The 11,156-nt window shown below is 61.3% G+C and carries 9 protein-coding genes; 3 read left to right on the forward strand and 6 right to left on the reverse strand.

The features are described from left to right. Positions 1 to 5 precede the first annotated feature (5 nt). The gene (locus FFR93_RS08815) at positions 6 to 947 is read right to left on the reverse strand and encodes an alpha-E domain-containing protein (RefSeq protein ID WP_064705848.1); all 942 of its coding nucleotides are present in this window, start codon (positions 945 to 947) and stop codon (positions 6 to 8) included. Continuing rightward, positions 947 to 2,356 (reverse strand): circularly permuted type 2 ATP-grasp protein, encoded by a 1,410-nt coding sequence (locus tag FFR93_RS08820; protein WP_064705847.1) that lies wholly within the window; start codon positions 2,354 to 2,356, stop codon positions 947 to 949. The genes FFR93_RS08815 and FFR93_RS08820 overlap by 1 nt, the downstream gene beginning before the upstream one ends. A 399-nt stretch (positions 2,357 to 2,755) precedes the next feature. Here FFR93_RS08820 and FFR93_RS08825 point away from each other — a divergent pair, with 399 nt between their 5' ends. Then, complete coding sequence (locus tag FFR93_RS08825; RefSeq protein WP_064706153.1) at positions 2,756 to 3,658, forward strand: DMT family transporter; 903 nt, start codon at positions 2,756 to 2,758, stop codon at positions 3,656 to 3,658. A 56-nt stretch (positions 3,659 to 3,714) separates the two neighbouring features. Here FFR93_RS08825 and FFR93_RS08830 read toward each other — a convergent pair whose 3' ends face one another. The 3 genes from FFR93_RS08830 to FFR93_RS08840 form a co-directional block, all read right to left on the reverse strand. Further along, positions 3,715 to 5,463, reverse strand: a complete 1,749-nt coding sequence (locus FFR93_RS08830) for a DEAD/DEAH box helicase (RefSeq protein WP_064705846.1) — start codon at positions 5,461 to 5,463, stop codon at positions 3,715 to 3,717. 235 nt (positions 5,464 to 5,698) lie between these two features. After that, a complete protein-coding gene (locus tag FFR93_RS08835) occupies positions 5,699 to 6,814 on the reverse strand; it encodes a DNA alkylation repair protein (RefSeq protein WP_138392946.1) in 1,116 nt (371 codons plus the stop codon). Between the two features lie 20 nt (positions 6,815 to 6,834). Beyond that, positions 6,835 to 7,863 (reverse strand): LacI family DNA-binding transcriptional regulator, encoded by a 1,029-nt coding sequence (locus FFR93_RS08840; protein ID WP_064705844.1) that lies wholly within the window; start codon positions 7,861 to 7,863, stop codon positions 6,835 to 6,837. A 161-nt stretch (positions 7,864 to 8,024) separates the two neighbouring features. On the opposite strand from FFR93_RS08840, the gene FFR93_RS08845 reads away from it, so the two are divergent. Then, the gene (locus FFR93_RS08845; protein WP_171049145.1) at positions 8,025 to 8,972 is read left to right on the forward strand and encodes a dihydrodipicolinate synthase family protein; all 948 of its coding nucleotides are present in this window, start codon (positions 8,025 to 8,027) and stop codon (positions 8,970 to 8,972) included. Between the two features lie 181 nt (positions 8,973 to 9,153). After that, positions 9,154 to 10,539 (forward strand): MFS transporter, encoded by a 1,386-nt coding sequence (locus FFR93_RS08850; protein ID WP_138392947.1) that lies wholly within the window; start codon positions 9,154 to 9,156, stop codon positions 10,537 to 10,539. Positions 10,540 to 10,653: 114 nt separating this feature from the next. Here the strand turns inward: FFR93_RS08850 and FFR93_RS08855 are convergent, their stop codons facing one another. Continuing rightward, positions 10,654 to 10,962 carry a hypothetical protein gene (locus FFR93_RS08855; protein ID WP_064705841.1) on the reverse strand — a complete coding sequence of 103 codons (309 nt, stop codon included), beginning with the start codon at positions 10,960 to 10,962 and terminating at the stop codon, positions 10,654 to 10,656. Positions 10,963 to 11,156: the final 194 nt, after the last annotated feature.

The following is an 11,156-nucleotide window of genomic DNA, read 5'->3' on the forward strand; positions in this document are numbered from 1 at the left end:
TCCGCTTAAACGTAGAACCGGTAGCCGTCGGAAATTTCCATGCCGAGCTGGTTGTTGCGGGCGACGAAATCTTCCAGGAACTCATGCAGGCCCTGATCCATAATGTCGCGGATTGCCCGCGTCTGCAGCGTGGTGCGGATCGCGTCGGCGGTATCGTGGGCGGGAAGCCGCTCCTCGTAATCCTGGGCGAGATAGCCGAGATTGCTGACGATCTTCTCGTAGCAATAGGCAAGCGAGCGCGGCATCTGCACATTGAGGGTCAGGAAGTCGGCGATATTCATCGCCCGGTATTCGCCGTCATAGGCCCAGCTATAGGCCCGGTGCGCGGAGACCGAGCGCAGGATCGATTCCCACTGCACGTTGTCAAGCGAGGAGCCAACGGCCGAGACGGAAGGCAGCAGCACGTAATATTTCACGTCGAGAATGCGGCTCGTATTGTCGGCCCGCTCGATGAAGGTGCCGATGCGGGCAAAATTATAGAGCTCGTTTCTGAGCGTCGAGCCATGGAAGGCGCCGCGGATGAGGCCGGCGCGGCGCTTGATGACGTCGATCACCTCAGGCAGGTCGGCGGCCTTCACGCGCTTTTCAAGCAAGGCTTTGAGATCTATCCAGCATTCGTTGGTAGCCTCCCAAGTCTCCCGCGTCAGCGCGGTGCGGACCATGCGGGCATTGTTGCGGCCGTAATCAATGCAGGACATGACGCTCGACGGGTTGGAGCGATCGCGCAGTAGATAATCGATCGCATCGGCATTGGTCAGCTTGGCGTGGCCCTCGTCATAGGCTTCGCGAACGCCGGCACTTTGCAGCACGCCATCCCAGTTGTCGTCGCCGGCGCTGCTGCGGGTTAGCGACATGCGCAGTCCCGCATCCACCAGGCGAGCGATATTCTCGGCGCGCTCGATGTAACGGAACATCCAGTAGAGGCCGTTTGCGGTTCTTCCGAGCATCAGTCCTCCAGTACCCAGGTGTCTTTGGTGCCGCCGCCCTGGCTGGAGTTGACCACCAGCGAGCCCTGCTTCAGCGCCACGCGGGTGAGACCGCCCGGAATGATCTGGACCTTGTCGGAAACGAGCACGTAGGGGCGGAGGTCGACATGGCGCGGCGCAATGCCCTTGTTGACGAGGATCGGCACGGTGGAGAGCGACAGCGTCGGCTGAGCGATGTAGTTATTCGGCTTGGCCTTCAGCTTTTCGGCGAAATCGGCGCGCTCTTTCTTCGATGCCGTCGGCCCCACAAGCATGCCGTAGCCGCCGGAACCGTGCACTTCCTTGACGACCAATTCCTCCAGGTGCTCCAGCACATATTTCAGACTTGATGCTTCCGAGCAGCGCCAGGTCGGCACGTTTTCGAGCAGCGCCTTGCGGCCGGTATAGAACTCGACGATCTCCGGCATGTAGGAATAAATCGCCTTGTCGTCCGATATGCCGGTGCCCGGCGCATTGGCGATGGTGATATTACCGGAGCGGTAGACGTCCATGATGCCGGGAATGCCGAGCGCGGAATCGGCCCTGAATGTAAGGGGATCGAGAAAGTCGTCGTCGACGCGGCGGTAGAGCACGTCGATCGCTTCGTAGCCGCGGGTCGTGCGCATTTTCACCTTGCCGTCGATGACGCGCAGATCCGAGCCCTCGACCAGCTCGACGCCCATCATGTCGGCGAGGAAGGAATGCTCGTAATAGGCCGAATTGTAGATGCCGGGCGTCAGCACTGCGACGCGCGGCTTGCCGGTGCAGCCGGGAGGGGCGAGCGAGGCGAGGCTCTGGCGCAAGAGATAGGGATAATCCTCGACGCGCTGAACCTTGTTTTCATGGAAGAGCTCGGGAAACATCTGCATCATGGTTTCCCGGTTTTCCAGCATGTAGCTGACGCCGGACGGCGTGCGGGCATTGTCCTCCAGCACGTAGAACTGGTCTTCGCCGGTGCGCACGATATCGGTGCCGACGATATGGGTATAGACGCCGCCCGGTGGGCGGAAGCCGATCATCTCGGAGAGAAAGGCGACATTGTTCTCGATCAGCTCGCGTGGAACGCGGCCGGCGCGGATGATCTCCTGCTTATGGTAGATGTCGTCCAGAAAGGCGTTGAGTGCGATCACCCGCTGCTCGATCCCCTGAGCCAGCTTGCGCCACTCGCGGGCGGAAATGATGCGGGGAATGATGTCGAAGGGGATGAGCTTTTCGGAACTGTCGGCGTGGCCGTAAACTGCGAAGGTTATGCCGGTCTTCCGGAAGATGTTTTCCGCATCGCGGGACTTGGCAATCAGATGCGCCCGGTCTTGGCTGTTGTACCACTCGTAATATTTTTCATAAGGCGGGCGGGGGCTTTCGTCCCCGGTAATCATTTCATCAAATGCCAAAGGTGCGGCTCCCCTTTTTTTGTTCATTTGAATACAACGCAAATTGCAATGCAAGAACCATGCGCAATTCGGGGAAAAGATTTTTGCAGTGCGGAAAAGAAACGGAATTCCAGGCGTTTGAAGCGAGGTGGGGCGGGGCGACGGACGGGTGTTCCGTAAGAACTGCGTAAAATCTGAGCAGGTGATGGTTTTTCATTCGGTGATGCAGGCGTAGGCGCGGCTGCATACGCTCTTGTTCTTGTGCTCGGGAGAAGGCATGCCATGGGAGCCGCACGAGTTACGCGTATCCTGCGCCCACAACCATCAACCAAATTTCATATAAGCATCAACGCTTCGCCTTTGACCGAGGCCTTCGGCTACGGCTATCAGCACCGCGATATCTTTTTGCCCGAGCCGCCCATGTCCCTCGACCGCCTTGCCCCCGCCGTCTTCGTTTTGCTTTGGTCTACCGGCTGGGTGGTGGCGAAATATGCGGCGCTGCATTCCGAGCCCTTCACCTTTCTGTCGATCCGCTACGCGCTGTCGGCCTTTGCTTTCCTGACGCTCTGCCTGGTGATGCGGGCGCAATGGCCGAAAAGCCGGGCGACGTGGCTCCGCGCCATCTATTCCGGCGTCTTCCTGCACGGCTTCTATCTTGCCGGCCTCTGGTGGGCGATCGCCAATGGGGTGCCTGCCGGCATATCGGGCATCATCGCGGCGCTGCAGCCGCTGCTGACGGCCATGGCGGCTCCCTTTCTCGTCGGCGAGCGGTTGCAGAAGAGCCAGCAGATCGGTCTCGGCCTCGGCTTCATCGGCATTGCCATCGCCATTTCGCCGAAGCTCCTCGATCCGGCGACCGCCGATCTCAGCCAAGCCGCTCTGCCGCTGGCGATCAACCTGATCGCCATGGGCTCCGTCACCTACGGCACGCTCTACCAGAAGAAACACCTGCAATCCGGCGACCTCAGGACCATTGCAACGCTGCAATATGCCGGTGCGCTGATCCTTACCCTGCCACTCTCGCTGACCTTCGAATACCAGCATTTCGATGGTTCGGCGCAAGCTTATGGCGCGCTCACCTGGTCGGTCTTCGGTCTGTCGATGGGCGGCGTCGGCCTGCTGCTTTATCTCATCCGCCGCGGGCAGGTCTCGCGTGCCGCCTCGCTCATCTACCTGATGCCACCGGCTGTCGCGCTTGAAGCCTTCATCGCCTTTGGCGAGCCGCTGACGCTGCCATTGATTTTGGGCACGATTGTTGTCGTGACGGGCGTCTATCTGACGAACCGCAGGGCAACCGAGCGGCAGAGGCCGGCAGAGGCGTAGACAACGAAAAAGGCCGGAGAAATCGCCGGCCTTTCCAATCTTCAATAGATCTATGATCAGGCGCGTTCGCGGCGCTGGCCGCCGCCATTGCGGGAGCCGGAGCTGCCGCGGCGGTTGCCGCCATTGCCCTCGCGGCGCGGTTCGCCGCCCTGGGCCTGATGCTGTCCGCGGTCCTCGCCGTGCTTGCGGGCCGGGCGGCCGTGGGCGTGGCGGCCGTTGCCGCGGTGATGGCCGCTCGGCTCGCCATTGGCGTGATGGCCATTAGGGCCGTTATGCGCAGGGCGCTGCGGCTTTGCCGGACGGAAATCGGAGGTCGAGGCCAAATCGTTGTCGGGGCCGAAATCCGGAACCGCTTCGCCGCGACGCTGGCCGCGGAAGTCCTCGTTGCGGCCCAGGCGCTCGGGGCGCGGACGGCGCTCGCGGCGTTCTTCGCCACCGGCGCGGATTTCGCTGCCTTCGCCTTCTCGGCGCGGGCGGCGTTCCTGGCGGCTGCCGCGATGCTCCGATCGGTTCTGATCGCCACGGCCTTCGCCGCGACCCTCACCACCACGACCTTGGCCGCCGCCGCGATTGCGGTTGTTGCCATTGCCGTTGCCGCGGCGGGGGCCGCTGTTGCTGATATTGGCCGGCGGCTCCCCGCTTGCGACCTTGATGTCGATGCCCATCAGGCGCTCGATATCGCGCAGCAGCTTGGCTTCGTCGGGTGCGCAGAAGGCGATGGCGATGCCGTCGCGGCCGGCGCGCGCCGTGCGGCCGATGCGATGGACATAGGCGTCCGGCACTTCGGGCAAGTCATAGTTGTAGACGTGGCTGACGGCCGGGATGTCGATGCCGCGGGCGGCGACGTCGGTCGCGATCAGCGTCTTGATGCTGCCGTCGCGGAAGGACTTCAGCGCCCGCTCGCGCTGACCCTGGCTCTTGTTGCCGTGGATGGAGGCGACGGAATAGCCGATATTGTCGAGGTGCTTCATCAGCTTCTCGGCGCCATGCTTGGTGCGCAGGAAGACGATGGCGCGGCCGTCGGGGTTTTCGGTCAGCGACTTGCGCAGCAGTTCGGTCTTGTCGTTCTTGCCGCCGACGAAATGGACGTATTGCTCGACCTTGTCGGCAGCCTTGCCGGGAGGCGTGACTTCGACTTTGACGGGATCGACGAGATACTCGCCGGCGAGATCGGCGATGGCCTTGGGCATGGTGGCCGAAAACAGCATGGTCTGACGCTTCTTCGGCACCAACTTGGCGATCTTGCGCAAGTCATGGACGAAACCGAGGTCGAGCATCTGGTCGGCCTCATCGAGCACAAGATAGCGCACCGTCGTCAGCGTGATTGCGCGGCGGTTGACGAGATCGAGCAGGCGGCCGGGGGTGGCGACCAGGATGTCTGTGCCCTTTTCCAGCTGCAGCTGCTGCTTGTTGATCGAAACGCCGCCGACCACCACATTGATGCGCAGCGGCGACTTGCGGATGAACTTCTTCAGGTTCTCGGCGATCTGGTTCACCAGCTCGCGGGTCGGCGCCAGGATCAGCGTCCGCGTCGTGCGGTTGTCGGGGCGGCGCTCGTCAGCGAGCAGCTTTTCAATGAGTGGCAGGCCGAAGGCGGCGGTCTTGCCGGTGCCGGTCTGGGCAAGGCCGATCAGATCGCGGCCTGAAATGAGGAGGGGAATGGACTGTTCCTGGATCGGCGTCGGCGTTTCGATGCCGAGCTGGAACAAGGTGGCGACGATCGGCTTGGAGACACCAAGCGATTCAAAATTAGTCAAGGCATAACCTTTCGGGGCGCCACAACGACTAGCGCCGGAACGCACCATGCGATCCGGTTTCATTCTGGCGTCAAGAACCCCGCGTGAAGTGGGAACTTGCAAGTTGGAAAAAAGCTTTCCAGCGCTTCTGGCCGCTCATTGGGAGTGCGACGTTCTATCGAAATGCGCTTTTGTCCCTTCTTCCTGCGTTAGGGGCACGCTCACGCGGCGGCCGGAAGGGTGAAAGCTGAGCCGCATTTGGGCTAGTTCGCTGGAAAAGTCAAGTGCAGCGCACAAAAAGGCGCTAGGCCGGGTCAGGCGAAGGCATTCTCAGCACGAAACTTTTCGATGCGCTTTCCGCTCCGTTGACGAGGATGGCGATGCGGTGTTCGCCGGGATAATAGCGCCGCGTGGTGATCGGCCGCATGGCATGGCGGCGCTCGATGGCGTGGCTCTGCCCGGGCGCGAGTGTAATTGTCCTGCATTTGAAGACCTTGGGCGAGAGAGAGCCGTCGGCCTTCACGTGGTGGATGGCGTAGTCGATCATCAGCGAGTGCGTGGTTTCGCCTGAATTGGTCAGGCGGATTTCGAAATCCAGCCCTTCGCCGAACATCACCTCGCCGTTCAGAAGGCGCAGTTCGCATGTCAGCGCGGCTGCCGTGCCGAAGCCGAAATTGGCGAGCGCCTGCGGATGGCCTTTCTTGAGCAGCGTGCGTGAGGCATGTTTCAGCAGCCAGCGGCGCTCCGCTGACGCGCCCTCGATGCGGCCGGCGATGAAAGCGGCGACGAGATCCGGATGATCCTTGGCGATGTCGTTCAGGCTGTTGGCGACGGAGCGGCGCACGTAATCTTCCGGATCGTCCATCAGCGCGATGAGGATCGGCAGGATTGGCGTCGGATCCTTGACGAGTTGCGGCAGGCGCATGGCCCAGGGCAGGCGCGGCCGCGTTCCCTCGCTGGCCAGTCGGCGCACGTGCCGATCGGGGTCGCCGACCCAGGCGGAGATGATAGCGAGCGCGCGCTGCTGGTCGCGATGGATGAAGGGGCGAATACCGAATTCGGCTGTGAAATGCGGTGTCAGCGCCTTGAGGAGATCAAGGCCGAGTTCGAAATGATCGAGGCCGCGGGCGGCGATGAACTGATTGACCGGCAGCAACATCCAGCCGGTCAGACCGGGTCTGCCTGATGCAGGCAGGCTTGCCTTCAGAACGGCGGCTGCTTCGATAAAATCTTCGGGAAGCGTGGCAGACAGCGCGTTGCGGATCAGCGCCGAGCGCTCCATCAGCTCAAGCGCCTCCAGCCCATCGCTCGCGAGCTTGAGGAAATGGGTCTTGTCGAAGGAGAGCGCATTGGCGGCGATGCGATCAGCCATGTCGACGAGCAGCGCTTCGTGCAGCAGGTTCTTGAGCGGTTCCGGCATGTTGGTCCTCTCGTGATCTTTCAGCGCAGCGGCGCTGTCGATTTCCTGGGAATGAGTGTCGGAGCCGAGATGCGGATACGGTCGTCGATGGAACCGCCATCGCCCGCAAGAAGCTCGAGGGCGTTCGAAGCAATTTGCTCGAACGGCACACGCAGCGTCGTGAGCGGCGTGGGCAGGTGACTGACGATCGGAATGTCGTTGTAACCGACGATCGAGATATTCTGCGGCACGGAAAGGCCGAGTTTCGTCAGGCCCGACAAGGCGCCAATGGCGGTATTGTCGTTGACCGCGAAAACAGCGGTCGGGCGGGGGCTGAGGTTCATCAGTGTTTCGATGGCCGCCGCACCGGACTCGATGCCGAATGTCGAGGCGATAATGCAGGAGGGATCCGCTACCAGTCCCGTTTCTTCCAATGCTTGGCAGAAACCCTCTACCCGGCCTCGCGAACTGGAGGCATAGGAAGGGCCGGCAATGACGCCGATCCTGCGATGGCCGAGATCGAGCAAATGGCGTGCAGCGAGGTAGCCGCCCAGCCTGTCATCGCCGACCGAGGAGAGGCTGTGACCGTCGGTACGCAGCGCCAGCACATAGGGGACACCGCGCCTTGCCAGTTCGTCAGGAAAGTCGTCATCTTCCCGCGCTGTGGCAAGGATCAATCCGTCGACGCCGCGTCTCAGGAGGGATTCGGCGGCAAGCCGGTCGGCCTTCGGCTTGTCGTCGGTCGTGGCGACAATGGCGAAGCGGCCGGTGCGGCTGCAGGCCTTGGCCAGCGCTTCATAAAGCATGGCCATAACCGTATCGGTCAGTCGCGGAACAATCACGCCCACAGTCATCGTGTTGCCGCGCCTAAGACTCGCTGCCGAAACGTCTCTGACATATCCAAGCTCTTCAGCGACCTTGCGAACGCGGCGGGCGGTCTCGCTGTCGGAGCGGGGGAGCCGCTCATCCAGAATGCGGGATACTGTGGATTTGGAAACGCCGGCTGCAGCCGCCACGTCAAGAATGGTGATGCGGCTTTGACCGAGAATTTGATCTGCCTTTGAATTCATTGAGCCTTTTCCATTCGAGTCGGGCAGTCGGGCGCCATTTGCGAACATGCACCAAAAAAGAAATTGACTCCAGAAAATTCAAGAACGATAGTGGGAACGTTCCCATAAACGATCCCATCGCTGATCATGAGTGAGCAGCGATCGCCAAGGAGGAGATCAAGATGCAACCGATGGACCTGCGCGGGCTGAGCCCGGCGCCCGTTACCGCTTTCACCCGCGAGGGCGAAGTCGATCACAAGGCCAACGCAAAAATCGCCAAATGGCTGGTTTCGATGGAAGGGGTCAAAAGCCTCGTCATCCTCGGCCATGCCGGCGAGGGCACTTTCCTTACCGAGGAGGAGCGGCTTGCTCTTATCCGCACCTATGTTGAGGCGGTCGACGGCGCCGTGCCGATCATTGCCGGAATCACAGGCGAGGGTACAAGGGTTGCTGCCGAAGAGGCGAAAAAGTGCAAGGCCGCCGGCGCCACCGGTGCGCTGGTCTATCCGAACCATGGCTGGTTGCGCTTCGGGTTTCAGAAGGGCGCTCCCCAGGATCGCTACAAGGCGATCTGGCAGGAATCCGGCCTGCAGTGCATCCTGTTCCAGTATCCGGACGCCACCAAGGCATCCTATGATCTCGATACGCAGCTGGCGATCGCCACGCAGGCAGGCGTCGTTGCCACCAAGAACGGCGTGCGCAATATGAAGCGCTGGTATGTCGAAATTCCGGAACTGAAGAAGGCCAATCCCAATCTGCAGGTTCTGAGCTGCCACGACGAATGGTTGTTGCCGACCATGTTCGACGTCGATGGTCTGCTCGTCGGCTACGGCAATATCGCGCCGGAACTGCTGATCGACTTGATCAAGGCAGGCAAGGCGCAGAACTATCCAGAAGCCCGGAAGCTTTTCGAACGTCTTCTGCCGGTGACGCGGGCCGTCTATCACCGCGGCTCCCACATGGAAGGCACCGTGGCGCTCAAACTCGGCCTCGTGCATCGTGGTATTCTCGATCACGCGACCATCCGCGAGCCGCTGAAGAACCTTGGCGAAAAAGCGGAAGCGGAAATTTTTGCCGCCTTCGATGCCGCCGGCATCGGCCGCGTCGACCAACTCCTGGCTGCCGAGTGATGCATTCGACGCTCCTGCGCATGCCGCAGGAGCGTCATTCCGATGGGAAGGAGAAGCCGTGGACGGCATCTCCTTTTGAAGCCCATTGTACTGACAGGACAAGCTGACACGCAGCAATAACCATCAAGCAGGAGCGCCCCTGGCCGGGAGAGTGGTAGCCACGGGCGAGAAGGAGGAACCAATGAATGTCATGCAGCCTATGCCGGTGGAGACGGGGAGTGCCGTTGATCCGCAGGCCGAAATCAGCGCTCGCCTTGAGCGTCTGCCCATTACCCGCGAGGTGTTCTGGGCACGCAATATCATCGGCGCAGCAACATTTTTCGACGGCTATACTGTCATTGCCATCGCCTACGCCATGCCTGTCCTGGTGCGAGAGTGGGGCCTGAGCCCTTCGCAGACCGGCATGATCCTGTCGATGGGCTATCTCGGACAATTGATCGGCGCCATCCTGTTTGGCTGGCTTGCTGAAAAGATCGGCCGGCTGAAAGTTCTTCTATTCACGATCCTGCTCTTTGTCAGCATGGATGTCGCCTGCCTATTTGCCGCGGGCGCCGGCATGATGATGACCTTCCGTTTTATTCAGGGGATCGGGACGGGAGGCGAGGTGCCGGTGGCGAGCGCCTATATCAACGAGTTGATCGGCTCGAAGGGGCGCGGCAAGTTCTTCCTCCTCTACGAGGTCATGTTTCTGCTCGGCTTGGTCGGCGCAGGGCTGATCGGCTACTTCATGGTGCCGGTTTACGGCTGGAAGGCGATGTTCGTCGTCGGCCTCGTTCCGGCAATCCTGATGATCCCGTTGCGGTGGTTCCTGAAGGAGTCGCCGCGCTGGCTGGCTGCGAACGGTCGCTACGAGGAAGCGAACGCCATCGTTACACGCATGGAAGAGAGTGCACGCGCAGCCGGCAAGCAATTGCCTGAGCCAAAGGCCGTCCAGGTGGCGATCCGTCGCACGTCCGACTGGCGCGAGCTCTTCCAAGGCATCTACCTGAAGCGCACGCTCTCCATCTGGGCCATGTGGTTCACAGCCTATACGGTCGCCAACGGGACGATCACCTGGCTGCCAACGCTCTATCGGCAGGTGTTTAACCTTCCGCTTCAGACTAGCATCTTCTATGGTTTCCTAACGTCGCTCGGCGGCGTGATCGCCGCCGTCATCTGCGCGCTGCTCATTGACCGGGTCGGGCGCAAACGCTGGTACACCGGCGCACTGCTTCTTGCTCCTCTGCCGCTCTTGGCTCTCGCATGGCTCGGCGCAACTTCGGCCATGCAGGTTCTGATCCTTGGTGGCCTTGCTTATGCCATCGTCCAGACAGTCACCTTCTCGCTTTATCTGTACTCCGCTGAAATTTATCCGACGCGCCTCAGGGCACTCGGTACCGGAACCGGCAGCGCATGGCTCCGCTTGGGCTCGTCGACCGGCCCGATCATTGTGGGCACGCTGATGTCTTCCCTGGGTATCCAATACGTCTTCGCGAGCTTCGCTGCCATTCTGATCCTTGGCGCTCTCATCACGATGTTATTTGCCGTCGAAACAAAGGGCCGCGTCCTAGAGGAGCTATCTCCATAACGGATGCAGCTCTGGCGCAAGCAAATGGTCTGGCGGGTGAATGCTCGCCAGACCATTTGCCCGTTATCAGCGGGCGGGCGCCGTCTTGAGGTCAAGCGGCGCCGGATGCGGATTTTATTCCGGGCACACTTTCACGCGGTAGGGGTCTCCCCAGCGGTCGTAGCGCCATTCGAGATGGCAATAGTGCGGCCGGTAATAGGTCCGGTAGACGGGATAGGGACGATAGACGGGGTAGGCCGGATAGACGGGGTAGGCGGGTCGGGCGGCTTCGGACAGAAGAGCGCCGCCGACGACCCCGGCGGCAAGGCCGCCCCAGAAGGCATCGCGCGGACGGGCATCGGCGGTGGTGGCGGTGGCGAGCGAGGCGCCGGCAAAGGTCAGCGCAATCAGGCCCGTCGCCATGGTCTTATGAAGAACGGACATGGTATCTTCCTTATCTAGACTGGCTTCTATAAAGCCATCGCCAGACTCCGCTCGGATCGCGGCGGAGCGATGGCCGCGCAAGGGCTCGCCGCATTAAATTTTGGTCATGATTTCAATGGCCGGCCAAGAGTAGAGACGGGTCGCAGCCGACCGGATTTGCTGCCGATCACGGCATGATCGGGGTCCGAATTGGT

This window comes from Rhizobium sp. MHM7A, from assembly GCF_005862215.1.
Classification (GTDB): Bacteria; Pseudomonadota; Alphaproteobacteria; order Rhizobiales; family Rhizobiaceae; genus Rhizobium; species Rhizobium bangladeshense.

Bases quoted from the DNA above. Each gene is read 5' to 3' on its own strand.
- FFR93_RS08815 (WP_064705848.1), bottom strand. From the start codon at position 947: ATGCTCGGAAGAACCGCAAACGGCCTCTACTGGATGTTCCGTTACATC.
- FFR93_RS08825 (WP_064706153.1), top strand. From the start codon at position 2,756: ATGTCCCTCGACCGCCTTGCCCCCGCCGTCTTCGTTTTGCTTTGGTCT.
- FFR93_RS08830 (WP_064705846.1), bottom strand. From the start codon at position 5,463: ATGGTGCGTTCCGGCGCTAGTCGTTGTGGCGCCCCGAAAGGTTATGCC.
- FFR93_RS08835 (WP_138392946.1), bottom strand. From the start codon at position 6,814: ATGCCGGAACCGCTCAAGAACCTGCTGCACGAAGCGCTGCTCGTCGAC.
- FFR93_RS08840 (WP_064705844.1), bottom strand. From the start codon at position 7,863: ATGAATTCAAAGGCAGATCAAATTCTCGGTCAAAGCCGCATCACCATT.
- FFR93_RS08845 (WP_171049145.1), top strand. From the start codon at position 8,025: ATGCAACCGATGGACCTGCGCGGGCTGAGCCCGGCGCCCGTTACCGCT.
- FFR93_RS08850 (WP_138392947.1), top strand. From the start codon at position 9,154: ATGAATGTCATGCAGCCTATGCCGGTGGAGACGGGGAGTGCCGTTGAT.
- FFR93_RS08855 (WP_064705841.1), bottom strand. From the start codon at position 10,962: ATGTCCGTTCTTCATAAGACCATGGCGACGGGCCTGATTGCGCTGACC.